Genomic DNA, 17354 nt, shown 5'->3' on the forward strand with positions numbered 1-17354 from the left:
TTGTCCGCTGGAGCGGTTGACACTTCTCGGGGAGGACTGGCTGCCGGTTCTGCGGGCGGAGCCCGACCTGCCGACGCACCTCTTGTCCGCGGATTGGCCGGCTGCCCGGAGCGCCGCGGTGTACCGGCGGTGCTCTGCCGCGTTCTTGCCGGCCAGTCATCATCGCTTGGGCGTGGACCTCGGACTGGCCGCCCGGCTGGCGCCCCACCTCCGTCCCGCGAGTCCTGCGGCGAGCGGCGCCCCCACCGGGCCCACCGGCCAATCGGCTGGCGGTGCGGGCCCGGGTCCGGCAGCGGCCGGCCGGTGGTTTGCAGGAGAACGAAGCACCGGCCGTCGGCTGACTGGCCGTCGGCTGGGGGCGCGGGCCCCGGGGCTGGCAGCGGCCGGCCGGTGGTTTGCAGGGGAACGATGCACCGGCCGTCGGCTGGCTGGCCGTCGGCTGAACAGCGCGGGCCCTGGCCCTGGCAGCGGCCGGCCGGTGGTTTGCAGGGGAACGAAGCACCGGCTGTCGGCTGGCTGGCTGTCGGCTGGTGGTGTGGGCCCTGGGTCCGGCAGGGGGCCTGGCCTGGCCGGGGTCGGTGGTCCGTAGGGGAACGATGCACCGGCCGTCGGCTGGGGGCGCGGGCCCCGGGTCCGGCAGCGGCCGGCCGGTGGTTTGCAGCAGAACGATGCACTGGCTGTCGGCTGGTGGTGTGGGCTCTGGGTCCGGCAGGGGCCTGGCCTGGCCGGGGTCGGTGGTTTGCAGGGGAAGGATGCACTGGCCGTCGGCTGGCGGTGCGGGGCCTGGGTTCGGCAGCGGCCGGCGGGGGGTCTGCGGGGTCGGCCGGCGGTGCGCACGGACATGTGGCACATACCGGGGACCGAGCCCATTGGGGGGAACGCCGATGAGAACGACTGTCTGTCCGCATGCCCTGGACGTGATGGGCAAGGATCTCGCCGCGGAGGCGGCGATGCTGCGGGAGCGGGGGCCCGCGGTGCGGGTGGAGTTGCCGGGCGGGGTCCTGGCCTGGTCGGTGGTGCGCCAGGAGTACGTCGAGCGGCTGCTCACCGACGACCGTGTCTCGCGTGATCCGCGCAGGCACTGGCCGGCGTTCATCGAAGGGAGGATCACGCAGGACTGGCCGCTGTATCCGTGGGTGGCCAACGAGAACATGCTCTTCTCCTACGGGCGGGACCATGCCCGGCTGCGCCGGCTGATCGCGGGGGCGTTCACCGCGCGGCGGTCGCAGGCGCAGCGTCCCAAGGTCCGCCGGATCGCGCGCGAGCTCCTCGACGGCCTGGCCCGCACCCCGCCGGGGACCGAGGTCGACCTGCGCACCTGCTATGCGGATCTGCTGCCGCTGCGGGTGATCTGCGAGCTGTACGGAGTGCCCCGGGGCGATGCGACCGACGAACTGAGCGCGGCCCTGAGCACGGTCTTCTGCAGCACCCTCGGTGCCGGCGAGGTGAGCGCCGCCCGCCTGCGCGCCTACGAGCTGCTCGCCGAGCTGGTCAGGACCAGGCGCAGGGAGCCCGGTGACGATCTGACCACCTCGCTGATCGAGGCCCGGGACAAGGAGGACCGCCTGTCCGAGGAGGAACTGCTCGGCACGCTGTTCATGATGATCGCCGCGGGGCAGGACACCACCTCGGTCCTGATCACCAACGCGGTCGCCGCGCTGCTGGCCCACCCCGAGCAGCTCGATCACGTACGCGCCGGCCGCGCCGGCTGGAGCGACGTGATCGAGGAGACCATGCGGGTCCACACCCCCCCGGCGTTCGCCCCCCTGAGGTACGCGGTGGAGGACATCGACCTGGACGGGGTGCTGATCAAGCAGGGCGAGGCCATCATCGTCGCCTTCCACGGGGGAGGCCTGGAGCCGGAACGCCACGGGCCCGACGCCGCGCGCTTTGACGTGCTGCGCCCGCGGCGCGGGGCTCACCTCGGCTTCGGCCACGGAACGCACCGGTGCCTGGGCGCCCCGCTCGCCGAGATCGAGGCCGGCGTCGCCTTCGCCGAACTCTTCGCGCGTTTCCCGGATCTGTCCCTGGCCTGCACCCCGGCCGAGCTCCAGCCGATGCCCACCTTCATGCTCCACGGCCACCGCTCGCTGCCGGTGCTGCTCGGCTCCTGAAACGAACCCCCGCGCCCTCGCGTGCCCGCCCGGCCCGGCCGCCTGCAGCAGGGCCGCGGACCGGACGGGCACGCCAGAGGCGGCATCCCGGCACCGGCCGCATCCCGGCACCGCGCACCCCGCACCGCGCACCGGCACCGCGCACCCCGCACCGTGCGCTGCCGGGATGCTGCCGGAGCTGCGCAACCGGCCCCTCACGCCCGCTTGTTTCAGCCCTCCCCGGGGGGCAAGGGGGCGGGTGCGGACCGCACGTCACCGGTGCGGCGGACGGGCGCCGGGTCCCTGCGGGCGCGCACCTCGCCGCGGCCCGGGAACACGGCGGGGCCTGGGGCCACGGGCGGGGGCGTGCGTCTCACGCACCCGCCCTCCCTCCGGCGTGAGGTCCTGGTCCTCCGCCGACGCCCCCCGGGGGAGGTCGCCCTCCGCCAGGAGAGGTCCGGTCCCCGTTCCCGTCCCGATTCCCCAGCAGCCCCCCGCAGATTCCCCCGCAGTTTCCCCCGGCAGAATCCCTGTCCCGCGCCGATGTCCCCGGCCGGTTCCCCCGCAGATTCCCCGGCAGACCCCCCCGCAGAATCCCACGCCGGGTTCCGGGCGGGTTCCGGGTTCCGTGGTGCCGGGTGCGTGTCCCTGCGGCGGTGCGGCGGCCGGCCGGTATCTCTCCAGCGGGCCGGAAGCGGTTCTCGAGCCCGGTGGCCGACGGTTGCGGGGAACGGGGACGAAGGGGGGAGAGGGCCGATGAGCAGCACGGACGCCGTACTTCGAGTGGAGCGGGGCCGGGCCACGCGGGAGGAACTGGCCGCGGTCGCCGTCGTGCTGGCGGCGCTGCTGTCCGCGCCGGGCCCGGAAAGCGACCCCGAGCAGCCCCAGTCCCCGCTGTGGCGCCCCGAGCAGGCGCGAGGGGTCTACCGCTCTCCGTACAGCTGGCAGTGAAGCCGGCATTCCACATGATAAATTCGTGTGCGCGCCACCTACAAACCGTCCTTACGGTTTGTTACTTTGACTGGTGTGTTGTTGGCCGCACCGCGAGGAGGGAGTTGTCCCATGACGGTCCTCAATGACCTTCCCCGGGTCTCGGCGGACACGGCGAGCGCGCGCGAGCGGGTGGCCGAGCTGGAGATGGTGCGGGCCGAGGCGCTGGCCGGCCCCGGCCGGAAGGCGACCGAGGCGCAGCACGCCAAGGGCAAGCTGACCGCCCGCGAGCGCATCGGGCTGCTGCTGGACCCGGGCTCCTTCAGCGAGGTCGAGCAGCTGCGCCGGCACCGGGCCACCGGGTTCGGCCTGGAGGCCAGGAAGCCGTACACCGACGGTGTGGTCACCGGCTGGGGCACGGTGGAGGGCCGTACGGTCTTCGTCTACGCGCACGACTTCCGGATCTTCGGCGGGGCGCTGGGCGAGGCCCACGCCACGAAGATCCACAAGATCATGGACATGGCCGTCGCGGCCGGTGCCCCGCTGGTCTCGCTCAACGACGGCGCGGGCGCCCGGATCCAGGAGGGTGTCTCGGCGCTGGCCGGCTACGGCGGCATCTTCCAGCGCAACACCCGGGCCTCGGGCGTCATCCCGCAGATCAGTGTGATGCTGGGCCCGTGTGCGGGCGGCGCGGCCTACAGCCCGGCCCTGACCGACTTCGTGTTCATGGTCCGCGAGACCTCGCAGATGTTCATCACCGGCCCGGACGTCGTCAAGGCGGTCACCGGCGAGGAGATCACCCAGAACGGCCTGGGCGGCGCGGACGTGCACGCCGAGACCTCCGGCGTGGCGCACTTCGCCTACGACGACGAGGAGACCTGCATCGCCGAGGTGCGCTACCTGCTGTCGATGCTCCCGCAGAACAACCGCGAGTTCCCCCCGTGCGTGCCGTGCACCGATCCTCCCGCCCGGACCTCGCAGAGGCTGCTCGACCTGGTCCCGGCCGACGGCAACCGGCCCTACGACATGACCGAGGTCATCGGGGAGATCGTCGACGACGGCGACTTTCTGCAGGTCCACGAGCGCTGGGCCCGCAACATCATCTGCGCCCTGGCCCGCCTCGGCGGCCAGGTCGTCGGCATCGTCGCCAACCAGCCGCAGTCCCTGGCGGGCGTCCTGGACATCGAGGCCAGCGAGAAGGCCGCCCGCTTCGTGCAGATGTGCGACGCCTTCAACATCCCGGTCATCACTCTCGTGGACGTGCCCGGCTTCCTGCCCGGCGTCGGCCAGGAGCACGAAGGGATCATCCGCCACGGCGCGAAACTGCTCTACGCCTACTGCAACGCCACCGTGCCCCGGATCTCGCTGATCCTGCGCAAGGCCTACGGCGGCGCCTACATCGTCATGGACTCCCAGTCCATCGGCGCCGACCTCACCTACGCCTGGCCCACCAACGAGATCGCCGTCATGGGCGCCGAGGGCGCCGCCAACGTCATCTTCCGCCGCCGGATCGCCGAGGCCGAGGACCCCGAGGCGATGCGGGAGCGCATGGTCAAGGAGTACAAGGCCGAGCTGATGCACCCCTACTACGCGGCCGAGCGCGGCCTGGTCGACGACGTCATCGACCCCGCCGGGACCCGCCAGGTGCTGATCGACTCCCTGGCCATGCTCCGCACCAAGCACGCGGACCTCCCCTCGCGCAAGCACGGCAACCCCCCTCAGTAACGGAGCACGCGATGGTCAAACAGGAAAGGGCGGCGCGAACCAGGCAGAAGCTGATCAGATCCGCGGCCGAGGTCTTCGACCGGGAGGGGTACGCGGTCGCCTCGCTCACCACCATCAGCGCACGGGCCGGGGTGAGCAACGGCGCCCTGCACTTCCACTTCGCCAGCAAGACCGCGCTGGCCGAAGCGGTCGCGGACGCGGCGGCCCTGCGCCTGCGCGACATCGTGGACCAGCCGCCCGCCGCCGGCAGCCTGCAGAACCTCGTGGACACCACCCACCGGCTCGCCCGCCAGCTGCGCGCCGACGTCGTGCTGCGCGCGGGGTTCGAACTGGGCCGGGACGCCGGCCGTGAACCGCCCGCCGACGTCTGCGGGCACTGGCAGCACTGGGTCGAGCACCTGCTCGAACGGGCCGACAGCGCCGGCGAGCTGCGCACGGACGTCTCCACCCTGGCCGTGGCCACCGCCGTGGTGGCCACCACCGCGGGACTGGAGGTGCTCGCCCGGCGCGAGGAGCACTGGCTCTCCCGGCAGACCGTCGCCAGGTTCTGGGACCTGCTGCTGCCCACGCTGGCCACCAGGGACCTGCTCCCCGCCCTCAAGCCCAGCGGCACCCACTAACCCGACTCCACGGTCTTTTTCTCTACGCTTCAACAGCACCGAACAGTCTCGACGGTCTGATTCAAAGGTCAACCACCGCGATCTTCCGCAGTGGAAATGCCCCCATTGGGCAGGCTTTAGTGGCGGCTCTGGTGCCGGATCGCCCTCTCTGGCGTGATCATTTCCTCGGGTGTGGCCGGATGATCCTTATAAACAGTAAAGCGAGTCTGGTATTGACAAACCGACTGTGCTGTTTTTTTATGGAGTCACAGGTCGAGATGCATCGGTCCTGAAGCCTGACTCCAGGGGGAGAACGTGGACATCGAAGTGCTGGGTGCGCTGTCGGTGCGCGAGAACGGAGTGTCGGTCGTCCCGACGGCGCCCAAGCCGCGGCAGGTCCTCGCCCTCCTCGCGCTCAACGCCGACCAGGTGGTCTCCGTCGCCACCCTCATCGAGGAACTGTGGGGCCAAAAGCCCCCGCGCAGCGCGCGCACCACCCTGCAGACGTACGTGCTGCAGCTGCGCGAGCTGATCGCCGAGGCGCTGGCGCACGAGGAGAACGAACGCTGCACCGCCAAGGACGTCCTGACCACCGTCCCCGGCGGCTACCGCCTTCAGAGCCGGGGCGGCACGGTGGACTTCCGGGAGTTCGAGCGGCGCGCCGGGGCGGGCTACCGGGCCATGGACGCCGAGGACTACACCGCGGCCGCGCGCCGTCTGGCCGACGCGCTCTCGCTGTGGAACGGCCAGGTGCTCACCGACATCCAGGCCGGCTCCCGGACCGACATGGAGATCCGGCGCCTGGAGGAGTCGCGGCTGTGCGCGCTGGACCAGCGCATCGAGGCCGATCTGCGGCTGGGCCGCCACCGGGAGCTGCTGTCGGAACTGACGGTACTGGTCAAGCAGTACCGCATGCACGAGAGCCTGCACGGCCAGTTCATGCTGGCACTGCACCGCTCCGGCCGGCGCGGCGAGGCACTGAGCGTCTACCAGCGGCTGCGTGCCACCCTCGTGGCCGAGCTGGGCCTGGAACCCTCCACAGCGCTCAGCCGCCTCCAGCGCGCGGTCCTCATGGCCCGCCCCGAGCCGGCACCCCCCGCCGGCGCCGGCGCCGCCGGAGCCCGCCTCATGACCCGCGGCCCCGAACTGGCAGGCCGCTGAGACACCTCCCGGCGGCGCCGCACCCCGCGGCGCCACCCCCGGCACCACCGACACACCCCCAACCCCCACCCCAGCCACACCGCCCTACCGGCCACAGCGGCCCGCCGCCCTCATCGGCCACACCGCCTACCGGCCACACCGCCTACCGGCCACAGCGGCCCGCCGCCCTCATCGGCCACAGCGGCTCACCGGTCTGATCGGCCCCAGGGCCTCACCGGCCCACCCGGCCCACTGGCTCATCCGGCCCAGCGTGCTCACCGGCCCACCGGGACGCCGGCGCTCTAACGGCCCACCGCCCGCGCCCCGTCCACCCGGGGGACGACCCCCTCCACACGGGCCATGAGGTCCACGCGGCCCGCCCCGTCCACCCCCTCCCCGCCGTCCACCCCGGGAACCCCCTCCCCGCCGTCCGCCCCGTCCGCCCCGTCCGTGCGGTCGGCCCGGGCCATGCGGTCCACCCGGTCCGCGCGGTCTCCGCCCGCGCGGTCCGCCCGGTCCAGGCGCTCGGCCAGAACCCGCTGTTCACGGCTCAGGCGCTCGACCTGGCCGCGCAGGTGGAGCAGCTCCTCGTGCAACGCCCGTACCCCGAGCCCGTCGCCCCCCGGACACCCGCCCGCCGGATGCCCGCCCTCGCCGGCCGCGGGCGCCGCGGGGGCGTGTGCCGCCGGCGGTGACAGGGCCGGGGGAGGGGGAGGGGGCCAGGGGTCCTGGCGCAGGATCGTCTCCAGGCAGCCCCGCAGTGCCGGGCCCGGTTCGATGCCCAGGTCGTGCACGAGAGCGCGGCGGGCCCGGTCGTAGGTGCCCAGCGCTTCCGCCTGCCGGCCGCAGCGGTGCAGCGCGCTCATCAGCAGCTCGTAGAAGCGTTCCCGCAGCGGGTGAGCGGCCGTCAGCTCCTCCAGCTCGCCGGTGATCTCCTGGCAGCGCCCGGTGCGCACCTCGGCCTCGTACAGCCGCTCCAGAGCGGTCAGCCGCATCTCCTCCAGCAGCGCCGCCTCACCCGAGCAGACCGCGCCGTGCCCGCTGCCCTGCAGGGCCGGGCCGCGCCACAGCGCCAGGCCCCGGCGCAGCACCTCGGCCGCGCCGGCCGGGTCGGCGCCGGCCAGCGCCCGCCCCTGCTGCGCCAGACGGCGAAAGCGCCGCACGTCCGTCTCGGCGCGGCCCAGACTGAGCACATAGCCCAGGGGCCGGGTCACCAGGAACTCGTGATGCCGCTCGCCCGGGCCCGGCGCTCCCCCCGGCAGCAGCCGCCGCAGCCGGCCCACATGGGCCTGCAGGGCATTGGCCGCGTTCGCCGGCGGATGCCCGCCCCACAGCTCGTCGACGAGAAGCTCGGTGGGCACCAGATGGCCGGCCCGCACCACCAGGGTGCCCAGCAGCGCACGCTGCTTCGCGCCCATGGGCACGACCGGGACACCGCGGCGCTCGTCGTGGACCTGGACCGAACCGAGAACCTGAAATTCCATCTAGTCCTGCCCCGAGAAAACCAGCGAAAAAGACGGCCGGACCCGGAGTGAGGGCGGCCGGATCACCCACCGGGAACGATCCCGGGAAAATTTCTCGGAGACAATACGCCGGGGGCTTTCTTCCTCGGGTGAAGCTAGTCGCCCGGCCGTCACCGCGCCGGATTCACCACCCGTTTCCAGGGGCCCGTGAAGGATTCCTCGAGAGGACCTCAGGCCGCCTGCATCCCCGGACCGGAAAGCCCGCCCGCAGGATGCGGCGACCGCGGACACCCGGCAGGGCCGCAAGCCTCCCGCCGGGCACGGCTGGCAAGAACTCGCACCCCTCCCGCCTGGCGCCGAAGCCGGCGGAGCCGGGGGCGCGGACCCCGGCCGGCTTCGCGAGACGGCTCAGCACCCCCCGGGCGACCGGACCCGCACCCCGACCGGGACCGGCGCCTCAAGCTTCCTTCGCCATGGCCGGAAAACTAACAGCACCCGCCGCCCGCGCGACAGGGGCCCGCCCCCGCCCAGGCACCCCGAAAACGCCATGTCAGCGGTTTATCAGCCGGACATCAGCACAGGTGGACGATCCGACTGCAAAAAGACTCAAGAAATTCTCGAGCCCCCCTGGCGAGCGGCTCAAAAGAAGATCAGGTTCCTCTAGCCTGTGCCTGTCGGCAATGACAAAAGCCGCCGCGGCAGGACACTATTCACAGAGTTGAAAACCGAACGCGCAACCGAAGGACGCCCCGGCTCGGAGGAATCATGGAGATAAAAGTTCTGGGCACGTTGAATGCCGACGTCAATGGAATGTCGATCGTTCCGACCGCGGGCAAGCCCCGCCAGATCCTGGCCCTGCTGGCGCTCTACCCCGGCCGGGTCGTGCCCGTGCCCACCCTCATGGAGGAGATCTGGGGCACCAACCTGCCGCAGAGCTCGCTCACCACGCTCCAGACGTACATCCTCCAGCTGCGCCGCATGCTCGGCACCGCCATGGGCCCCGGCGCCCCGGGCACCGCCAAGGACGTCCTGGCCACCCGCTACGGCGGCTACCTGCTGCAGATACCGGCCGAGTCCGTCGACGTCCACCGCTACGAGCGGCTCCTCACCGAAGGCCGGCAGGCCTTCGAGGACGGCCAGGACGAACGCTCCGCCGCACTCCTGCGCGAGGCACTGCAGCTGTGGGACGGCCCCGCCCTCGTCGACGTCCGCGTCGGACCCATCCTCGAGATCGAGGTCATGCGCCTGGACCAGAGCCGCCTGGTCGCCCAGGAACGCCGCATCGACGCCGACCTCAGACTCGGCCGGCACGTCGAACTCATCGCCGAACTCACCCACCTCATCGCCCGTCACCCCCAGCACGAAGGGCTGCACTCACAGGCCATGCTGGCGCTCTACCGCTCCGGCCGGCAGGCCGCCGCGCTGGACGTCTACCGCCGGCTGCGCCAGCGCCTCATCGACGAACTCGGCGTGGAACCCTCCCCCCAACTGCAGCGCATGCACCAGGCCATGCTCGCCGTGGACCCGCACCTGGACGTCCTGGCCGGCCCCCGGCGCACCTCCACCTTCGACCTGTACGCCGCCTGAGCCCGCACAACCGCCGGCCACCGCCACCCGCCCGGACCGCACCAACGCCCACCCGCGAACCCGCGACACCGAGACGACCAGGCCGGGCAGAACAACACGCACACCGAGCCGGCCAGGCCGCCGGGCAGGACGGCACGCGCACCGAGCCGGCCAGGCCGCCGGGCAGGACGGCACGCGCACCGAGCCGGCCAGGCCGCCGGGCAGGACGGCACGCGCACCGAGCCGGCCAGGCCGCCGGGCAGGACGGCACGCGCACCGAGCCGGCCAGGCCGCCGGGCAGAACGGCACGCACACCGAGCCGGCCAGGCCGCCGGGCAGAACGGCACGCACACCGAGCCGGCCAGGCCGCCGGGCAGGACGGCACGCGCACCGAGCCGGCCGGGCCGCCGGCAGGACGGCACGCGCACCGAGGGGGCGGGGGCCCGCGGACAGGGCCGGTGCCGGTCGAGCGCCGCCCGAGTCGCACGCGTCAGGCTCTGTCAGGCGCGGCGCGAGCACGGGGCAGGCACCGCCGACCGCGAGAAGGCCGCAGCAGAGCCCTGCGCGGCACAGGACCTCAATTCTCAGGAGGGCGAGCGATGGCTTCCCGGACGCGAGACGACGGGGCGGGCGAGGGGCGGTTCAGGCTCTACTGCCTCGCCCACGCCGGCGCGGGCGTGGCCAGCTACCGGCGCTGGCCCGCGGCGGCCGGGACAGCCGTCCAAGTGACACCCCTGCCGCTGCCCGGCCGCGAGAACCGCCGGCGAGAGCCACGCATCACCGACCGCGCCGCCCTCCTGGCCGACCTGCTGCCCGACCTGCTGACCGCGGCCCGCCGCGGCCCCTACGCGCTGTACGGGCACAGCCTGGGCGCCCTCGTCGCCTACACCCTCACCCGGGCCCTGGCCGACGCCCAGGCCCCGCCGCCGCTGCTGCTCGCCGTCGGTGCCTGCCCGCCCCCGCACACCAGCACCGCCCTGGTGGGCGCCGCCGACCTGCCCGACACCGACCTGCTGCCCCTGCTGGAGACCCTCGGCTCCCTGCCCAGCGGAACCTCCGCCCGGCCGGGCGGGCTGTGGCGGCGCAGCGTGCTGCCCGTGCTCCGCGACGACCTGCGCCTGGCCGCCTCCCTGCGCGCCGCCGCCCTCCACCCGGCCACCGGCGGCCCCGTCACCTGCCCGGTGCTGGTCTTCGCCGGCAGCGACGACCCGCTGACCGAACCCGCAACACTCGCCCACTGGCAGCGCTGGACCACCGGCCCCGTCGTCAGCCACACCGTCACCGGCGACCACTTCTTCGCCGATTCCCCCGACCTGCCGCACCTGGTCGCCCGCGCCTGCCGCGACCGCCTGGCCGCCACCGCGACGAGGGGCCGGCGATGAAACGCGTCGTCATCACCGGCCTCGGGGTCGTCGCCCCCAGCGCCATCGGCGCCGCCGACTTCTGGTCGCTGCTCACCTCCGGGCGCACCGCCACCCGCGGCATCACCCTCTTCGACGCCTCCGGCTACCGCTCCCAGGTCGCCGCCGAGGTCGACTTCGACCCCGCCGCCCACGGCTTCACCCTCGCCGACACCGAACGCCTCGACCGCGTCGCCCAGTTCGCACTGGTCAGCGCACGCGAGGCGATCGCCGACAGCGGGCTCGGCGACGCCACGGACGCCCGGGCGCTGCGCACCGGGGTGAGCCTGGGCAGCGCGATCGGCTGCACCACCGCCATGGCCACCCAGTACGCCATCCTCAGCGACTTCGGCAGCACCTGGACGGTGGACCACACCAGAGCCGGCGCCTTCCTCTACGACTACATCGTCCCCAGCTCGCTGGCGGCCGTCGTCGCCCGCGACGTCGGCGCCCAGGGCCCCGTCGGCCTCGTCTCCAGCGGCTGCACCTCCGGCCTGGACGCCATCGGGCACGGCGCCGACCTGATCCGCGAGGGCAGCGCCGACATCGTCGTCGCCGGCGGCGCCGAAGCACCCATCTCCCCGATCACCATGGCCTGCTTCGACCGCATGCGGCTCACCAGCCCCCGCAACGACGACCCGACCACCGCCTGCCGCCCCTTCGACCGCACCCGCGACGGATTCGTCCTCGGCGAGGGCGCCGCCGTCGTCGTCCTGGAAGAACTCGAACACGCCCGCCGCCGCGGCGCCCGCGCCTACGCCGAACTGTCCGGATACGCCGCCCTCAACAGCGCCCACCACATGACCGGACTGCGCCCGGGCGGACAGGAGATGGCCGCCGCCATCCGCGCCGCCCTTGACGAGGCCCGCCTCAACCCCGTCGACGTCGAGTACGTCAACGCCCACGGCGCCGGCACCCGCCCCAACGACCGCCACGAGACCCACGCCATCAAAGCCGGCCTGGGCGAACACGCCCGCTCCATCCCCATCAGCTCCATCAAGTCGATGATCGGACACGCCCTCGGCGCGGCCGGCGCCCTGGACGTGGTGGCCAGCGCGCTGGCCATCCGGCACGACACCGTCCCGCCCACGGCCAACCTGCGCCGACCGGACCCCACCTGCGACCTCGACTACACCCCGCTGATCGCCCGCCAGATGCGCACCAGCACGGTCCTCAGCGTCGCCAGCGGCTTCGGCGGCTTCCACAGCGCCACCGTCCTGACCCAGCCGCAGCTGAAGCAGGCGGTGTGACGATGCACCCAAACACCGCCGCCGGCCCCCGCACAGCCCCCACCCGCCCCGGCCCCGACCGCCCCGCCGACGTCCTGGTCACCGGCATCGGCGTCACCGCCCCCAACGGACTGGGCACGAACGCCTGGTGGCAGGCCGTGCTGCACGGCCGCAGCGGCATCAAAACACTCACCCGCTTCGACGCCACCCGCTACCCGGTACGCCTGGCCGGCGAGATCGGCGACTTCGTCGACGCCGACCACGTCCCCAGCAGACTGCTGCCCGAGACCGACCGCGCCACCCGCCTGATGCTCTGCGCGGCCCGCGAAGCCCTCAGCGACTGCGGCGCCGACCCCGCAGGCCTGCCCGGCCGCACCGCCGGCGTGATCACCGCCAGCTCCGCGGGCGGCACCGAGTTCGGCCAGCGCGGGCTGGCCGCACTGTGGGGCACGGGCGCCCGCAGCGTCAGCGTCTACCAGTCCTCCGGCTTCTTCCACGGCGCCGGCCCCGGACAGATCGCCATCCGCCACCAGCTGCGCGGCACCGGCTCCACCATCATCAGCGAACAGGCCGGCGGCATCGACGCCCTGGCCCGCGCCCGGCGCCGCATCCGCGACGGCGCCCAGCTGATGGTCACCGGCGGCATCGACTCCACCCTGTGCCCGTGGGGCTGGGCGGCCCACCTGGCCGACGGCCGCATGAGCCCCACCCCCGACCCGCTGCGCGCCTACCGGCCCTTCGACGCCGCCGCCGACGGCCATCTGGTCGGGGAGGGCGGGGCCCTGCTCGTCCTGGAGGACGCCGAAGCCGCCGCCGCCCGCGGCACAGCCGGCTACGGCACCGTCGCCGGCTGCGCCGCCACCTTCGACGGCCCCCACACCCCCCGGCTGCAAGAAGCCGCCCAACTCGCCCTCACCGACGCACGGCTCACACCGGGAGACATCGACGTGGTCTTCGCCGACGGCGCGGGCGAACGGGCCGGCGACCTCGCCGAGAGCGCCGCGCTGTGCGCACTGTTCGGGCCCTACGGGGTGCCCGTCACCGTGCCCAAGACGATGACCGGCCGCCTGGCGGCCGGAGGCTCCTCCCTGGACCTGGCGGCAGCCCTGCTCGCCCTGCGCGACGAGGTCATCCCGCCCACCACCGGCACCGGGCCCCCCGCCCCCGACTGCCCCCTCGACCTCGTCCTGGACCGCCCCCGCCCCCGGCCCGGCCTGCGCACCGCCCTGGTCCTGGCCCGAGGCCGCGGCGGCTTCAACGCCGCAGCCGTACTCAAAGCCCCCGGCGCCTGAGACCAGCCCCGCCCCGCCCGCCCTCACAGCACCCAAAAAAAGGGGGGCAGGGGGGTGGCAGGGGAGCGGCCAGGACCTCCCCACCCACCACGCGCTTCCCCGCAGACCCCGGCCGACGCCGACACACCCCGCACCCCGCCACCGCAACACCCGCCACCGCAACACCCGCCACCGCAACACCCGCCACCGCAGCACCCTCCACGGCGGCACCGCGGACACGGCGGCACCGCGGACACGGCGGCACCGCGGACACGGCGGCACCGCGGACACGGCGGCACCGCGGACACGGCGGCACCGCGCGGGAGGGCGCGCGGCAGCCCTAGGGGCGGCGCCCCCGGTGACCGGGCCTGGCATCCGCCAGCTCGCGGGCCAGGCGGCGCTCCAGGGCAGACAGGGGCAGATCGGCGCGCACGCGCTCGGGATGGCCCGGCGGCAGGCCCCGCAGCGGCGCCCGGCGGGCCGCGGCCTGGTACGCCGACGTCTCACCGCACACCGACAGCAGCCCGTAGACCACCAGACCGTCCCACAGACCCCGCACCAGACGCAGGCAGGGACGCAGCAGCTTCACCGCGGGGCCTCCTCGCTCCTCGCTCCGTCAGGTGGCCACCGTCCGCCGCGGCCCTCGAGCGCCCGCCGCCTCCCGCTGGAGCGGCAGACGGCGCCGCACACCCGGCACCCCGGCACCCCACGCCCGCCCGCTGCCCGGCGCGGAGCGCGCCGGCGCGCACCGCCCTGGTGGCGGCCCGCCGCCCGCCACGCCCCCCCCCGCACCGGGCGGGCAGCGGGCGGGCGGCGCCGTAGCGGCCGGGCTCCAGCACCGATCGAGCCGGGCACGGGCGCATCACGAGCGGTTCCGGACAGGGTCGAAGCAACGGCCGCCGACAACGCCGAGACCAGGGGCCACCCCTCTTTCCGGATGCCGCCCGTGCCGCGCGGGACCGCCGCACGGGCCACAGACACAGCCGGGGAAAACCTCCTGCCGGCGCGGCGGCGACGCCGCCTCGAACAACGAAGGGTGTGGACGATGCCCGAACCGCGAGTGCACCGTGCCGTCAGCGATGTGACCGCCTCGGCCCCGGCCGGCGTGCTGTACGGGCTGATCGCCGACGCCACGCAATGGCCGCTGTTCTTCCCCCCGTGCGTCCACGTGGAGCAACTGGACTTCGACGGCAGCCGGGAGCGGCTGCGCCTGTGGGCCGTCGCGGGGGAGAAGGTCAGCTCCTGGGTCTCCAGCCGCCACCTGGACGTCTCCGCCCTGCGCGTTGAGTTCACCCAGGACCTGCCCGAGGCCCCCCTGACCTCCATGAGCGGCCTGTGGACCGTCCAACCGCTCGGCGACGGCTGCCGGGTGACCCTGGAGCACAGCTTCACCGTCGCCGACGACACGCCCGCCGACGTGGCCTGGGTGCACGAGGTCACCGCCGCCAACAGCCGCGCCCAGCTCGACCGGCTGGCCTTCATGGCCGAGCACTGGAGGCGGCTGGACGAGCTCACCCTGTCCTTCGAGGACACCGTGCACGTCCGGGCACCCGCCGAGCTGATCTTCGACTTCCTCTACCGGGCCCGTTCCTGGCCCGCCGAACTGCCGCACGTACGCACCCTGGAGGTCCGCGAGAAGGCCCCCGGCGTGCAGGTGATGTCGATGGGCAGCCTCACCGTCGACGGCACCGCCCACGAGACGGAGTCGGTGCGGATCTGCTTCCCCGGCGCCGGCCGGATCGTCTACAAGCAGACCCGCACCTCACCCCTGCTGGCCGCGCACACCGGCGAATGGCTGCTCGAACCCGACGAGAGCGGCGTCCACCTCACCGCCCGGCACAACATCCTCCTCGACGAGCGCGCCGTCCCGGCCGTCCTGGGCCCCGACACCGACACCGCACAGGCCGCCCGGCACGTGCGCGAGAGGATCGGACAGGCAGGACTGCTGGTGCTGCAGTACGCCACCCAGCACGCCGCCGACGCGGTGCGTGTCCTGTGACCACACCCCGACAGCAGGCCGCCGCCCCCACCGCACCCCGCGGCGGGGAACCCGAGCGGGCCGCCCGCCTGGAGGCCGCGCTCGCAGACCCCTTCGACCCCGCCAACCCCCACGGCCACCTGGCACTGCTGCGCGCCGACGACGCCCGCGAAGTGCCCGAGGCCACCGAGACCCTGCTCGCCCAGGCGGGCCTGGCCGCCGAGTTCGTCCCCGCCGACCTCGGCGGGCACCTCAGCGACCTGGAACGGCTGGCACGCATCCTGCGCCCGCTGTTCCGCCGTGACCTGGCGCTCGGCTACGGCTTCGGCATCACCTCGCTGTTCGCGGCCTCCGCCGTGTGGACCGCCGGCGACGACGCCCAGCGCCGCACCCTGGCCCAGGTCCTCAACGGCGGCGGACGGATCTCGATCGTGCACCGCGAGGTGGCGCACGCCAACGCCATCCTCCGGCACGAACTGCGCGCCGTGCCCGCCCCCGGCGGCGGGTTCCTCCTCAACGGCCGCAAGGACGCCGTCATCAACGCCGACCGCACCGACACCTTCGTCGCCTACGCCCGCACCCGCGCCCAGGACGGCCCCGACAGCCACTCGGTGCTGCTGCTGGGACCCGAACCGCCGGCCGGCGGACAGATACGGCGCCTGGAACGCATCCACACACCCGGCATGCGCGGAGCGCGTTTTTGCGGACTGCAGCTCCTCGACGTGCCCGTGCCCGCCACCGCCGTGGTCGGCGAGGTCGGCGACGGGGTGTCGCTGGCGCTGCGCAGCTTCCAGATCAGCCACTGCCTCATCCCCGGCACCGTCCTGGCCGGCGTGGACAGCGTCCTGCGCCAGGCCGTCCGCGCGGCCACCGTCAACCGCCCCGAGGGCCGGCCCTCGCGCCGCCGGCAACGCGCGCTCGCCGGCGTCTTCGCCGACCTGCTGGCCTGCGACGCGATGGCCGTCACCGGACTGCGCGCGCTCAGCCTCCTGCCCGAGGACGCCTATCTCCTGGCCGCGGCCGTCAAGTACACGATGCCGGACCTGCTGCGCGAGAACCTCGAAGAGCTCGCCGCCGTGCTCGGCGCCCGCGGCTACGACCGCGGCCCGCTCTACGGCGGCTTCCAGAAACTCGCCCGCGACCTGCCGGTGGCCGGACTCGGGCACTCGGGCACAGCCGTGTGCCAGGCGGTGCTCGTGCCCCAGCTGCCCACCCTGGCCCGTACGACATGGTTCCGCTCCGCCGAACCGCCCGCCGCCCTGTTCACCCCCGGCGCCCCGCTGCCCGTCTTCGACCACCGCCGGCTCGCGCACTTCGGCACCGACGACCTGCTCACCGCGTCCCTGATCGGCGCCGCCGAACGGCTCTCCGCCCGGACCGCAGGCGGCCCGCTGGAGCGGGCCCTGTCCGCCCTGGCACGGGCCTTCGTCCAGGAGCTGAAGGTGCTGCGCACCCGGTGCGCGGACCTGCCGGCCGCCGACGGCACCGCCTTCGACCCGCAGGCCTGCGCCCTGGCCGACCGCTACGCCCTCGTCCTGGCCGCGGCGGCCTGCCTGGGTGTCTTCGAGCACCAGGACGGAAGCGACGCCTTCCTGGCCGACCCCGCCTGGGCGGTGCTCGCCCTCGGCCGCATCGGCCGCAGACTCGGCGCCGACGTCCCCGACGTACCGGCCCAGGCCGAACACACCGTCCTGGCCGAACTGCTGCAGCGCTGCCGCGACAGACGCAGCCTGGACCTGTACGCCACCCAGCTGGCCGGCTGACCCCCCACCGGCCCGCCCCGGCGCCCGCCCGCTGCGCCGGCGCGACAGGCCGGCACGACGGGACACCCCCGGCACACCACGCCCGCACACGCCGCACGCGCCGGGCGCCGTCAAGGGGCCCGCCGGGGCGGCCGCCGCCCACCACCGCCCCCTGACCGCCTCCCTCTTCCGCGCGGGCGGGCCGGCAGACCACGACA

At 74.1% G+C, this 17354-nt stretch carries 13 protein-coding genes; 11 read left to right on the plus strand and 2 right to left on the minus strand.

The features are described from left to right. Positions 1–884: 884 nt before the first annotated feature. From GWK25_RS24890 to GWK25_RS24910, 5 genes are all read left to right on the plus strand, one after another. Positions 885–2114, plus strand: coding sequence for a cytochrome P450 (locus tag GWK25_RS24890; RefSeq protein ID WP_215453105.1), 1230 nt, complete (start codon positions 885–887; stop codon positions 2112–2114). A gap of 735 nt (positions 2115–2849) precedes the next feature. After that, on the plus strand, positions 2850–3044 hold the full coding sequence (locus tag GWK25_RS24895; RefSeq protein WP_215453107.1) for an acyl-CoA carboxylase epsilon subunit: 195 nt from the start codon (positions 2850–2852) through the stop codon (positions 3042–3044). 111 nt (positions 3045–3155) lie between these two features. Next, on the plus strand, positions 3156–4748 hold the full coding sequence (locus tag GWK25_RS24900) for an acyl-CoA carboxylase subunit beta (RefSeq protein WP_215453109.1): 1593 nt from the start codon (positions 3156–3158) through the stop codon (positions 4746–4748). Positions 4749–4759: 11 nt separating this feature from the next. Beyond that, entirely contained in the window at positions 4760–5368 is a 609-nt protein-coding gene (locus tag GWK25_RS24905; protein WP_215453110.1) for a ScbR family autoregulator-binding transcription factor, read from the plus strand. A gap of 294 nt (positions 5369–5662) precedes the next feature. Then, positions 5663–6508 carry an AfsR/SARP family transcriptional regulator gene (locus GWK25_RS24910; RefSeq protein WP_215453111.1) on the plus strand — a complete coding sequence of 282 codons (846 nt, stop codon included), beginning with the start codon at positions 5663–5665 and terminating at the stop codon, positions 6506–6508. Positions 6509–6789: 281 nt separating this feature from the next. Here GWK25_RS24910 and GWK25_RS44335 read toward each other — a convergent pair whose 3' ends face one another. Beyond that, positions 6790–7971, minus strand: a complete 1182-nt coding sequence (locus GWK25_RS44335; RefSeq protein ID WP_286014547.1) for an AfsR/SARP family transcriptional regulator — start codon at positions 7969–7971, stop codon at positions 6790–6792. A 744-nt stretch (positions 7972–8715) separates the two neighbouring features. Between GWK25_RS44335 and GWK25_RS24920 the strand changes: the two genes are divergently transcribed. The 4 genes from GWK25_RS24920 (at position 8716) to GWK25_RS24935 (ending at position 13437) form a co-directional block, all read left to right on the plus strand. Next, complete coding sequence (locus tag GWK25_RS24920; RefSeq protein WP_215453112.1) at positions 8716–9537, plus strand: AfsR/SARP family transcriptional regulator; 822 nt, start codon at positions 8716–8718, stop codon at positions 9535–9537. A gap of 578 nt (positions 9538–10115) precedes the next feature. Next, positions 10116–10898: a thioesterase II family protein gene (locus tag GWK25_RS24925; RefSeq protein ID WP_215453113.1), complete on the plus strand. Its 783-nt coding sequence runs from the start codon at positions 10116–10118 to the stop codon at positions 10896–10898. Further along, positions 10895–12166 (plus strand): beta-ketoacyl synthase, encoded by a 1272-nt coding sequence (locus tag GWK25_RS24930; protein ID WP_215453114.1) that lies wholly within the window; start codon positions 10895–10897, stop codon positions 12164–12166. The genes GWK25_RS24925 and GWK25_RS24930 overlap by 4 nt, the downstream gene beginning before the upstream one ends. 2 nt (positions 12167–12168) lie before the next feature. Then, on the plus strand, positions 12169–13437 hold the full coding sequence (locus tag GWK25_RS24935; RefSeq protein WP_215457558.1) for a beta-ketoacyl synthase N-terminal-like domain-containing protein: 1269 nt from the start codon (positions 12169–12171) through the stop codon (positions 13435–13437). Between the two features lie 319 nt (positions 13438–13756). Here the strand turns inward: GWK25_RS24935 and GWK25_RS24940 are convergent, their stop codons facing one another. Next, a complete protein-coding gene (locus GWK25_RS24940; RefSeq protein WP_215453116.1) occupies positions 13757–14005 on the minus strand; it encodes a DUF6059 family protein in 249 nt (82 codons plus the stop codon). 456 nt (positions 14006–14461) lie between these two features. Between GWK25_RS24940 and GWK25_RS24945 the strand changes: the two genes are divergently transcribed. Both GWK25_RS24945 and GWK25_RS24950 read left to right on the plus strand, forming a co-directional pair. Further along, positions 14462–15415 carry an aromatase/cyclase gene (locus GWK25_RS24945; RefSeq protein ID WP_215453119.1) on the plus strand — a complete coding sequence of 318 codons (954 nt, stop codon included), beginning with the start codon at positions 14462–14464 and terminating at the stop codon, positions 15413–15415. Then, entirely contained in the window at positions 15412–17157 is a 1746-nt protein-coding gene (locus tag GWK25_RS24950) for an acyl-CoA dehydrogenase (protein WP_215453121.1), read from the plus strand. The genes GWK25_RS24945 and GWK25_RS24950 overlap by 4 nt, the downstream gene beginning before the upstream one ends. Positions 17158–17354 lie beyond the last annotated feature (197 nt).

It is taken from the genome of Streptomyces sp. ATCC 21386 (assembly GCF_018728545.1).
Lineage (GTDB): Bacteria > Actinomycetota > Actinomycetes > Streptomycetales > Streptomycetaceae > Streptomyces.

What these genes read in the sequence shown, in the direction of transcription:
- GWK25_RS24890 (WP_215453105.1), top strand. Translation starts at nt 885, where the DNA reads ATGAGAACGACTGTCTGTCCGCATGCCCTGGACGTGATGGGCAAGGAT.
- GWK25_RS24895 (WP_215453107.1), top strand. Translation starts at nt 2,850, where the DNA reads ATGAGCAGCACGGACGCCGTACTTCGAGTGGAGCGGGGCCGGGCCACG.
- GWK25_RS24900 (WP_215453109.1), top strand. Translation starts at nt 3,156, where the DNA reads ATGACGGTCCTCAATGACCTTCCCCGGGTCTCGGCGGACACGGCGAGC.
- GWK25_RS24905 (WP_215453110.1), top strand. Translation starts at nt 4,760, where the DNA reads ATGGTCAAACAGGAAAGGGCGGCGCGAACCAGGCAGAAGCTGATCAGA.
- GWK25_RS44335 (WP_286014547.1), bottom strand. Translation starts at nt 7,971, where the DNA reads ATGGAATTTCAGGTTCTCGGTTCGGTCCAGGTCCACGACGAGCGCCGC.
- GWK25_RS24920 (WP_215453112.1), top strand. Translation starts at nt 8,716, where the DNA reads ATGGAGATAAAAGTTCTGGGCACGTTGAATGCCGACGTCAATGGAATG.
- GWK25_RS24925 (WP_215453113.1), top strand. Translation starts at nt 10,116, where the DNA reads ATGGCTTCCCGGACGCGAGACGACGGGGCGGGCGAGGGGCGGTTCAGG.
- GWK25_RS24930 (WP_215453114.1), top strand. Translation starts at nt 10,895, where the DNA reads ATGAAACGCGTCGTCATCACCGGCCTCGGGGTCGTCGCCCCCAGCGCC.
- GWK25_RS24935 (WP_215457558.1), top strand. Translation starts at nt 12,169, where the DNA reads ATGCACCCAAACACCGCCGCCGGCCCCCGCACAGCCCCCACCCGCCCC.
- GWK25_RS24945 (WP_215453119.1), top strand. Translation starts at nt 14,462, where the DNA reads ATGCCCGAACCGCGAGTGCACCGTGCCGTCAGCGATGTGACCGCCTCG.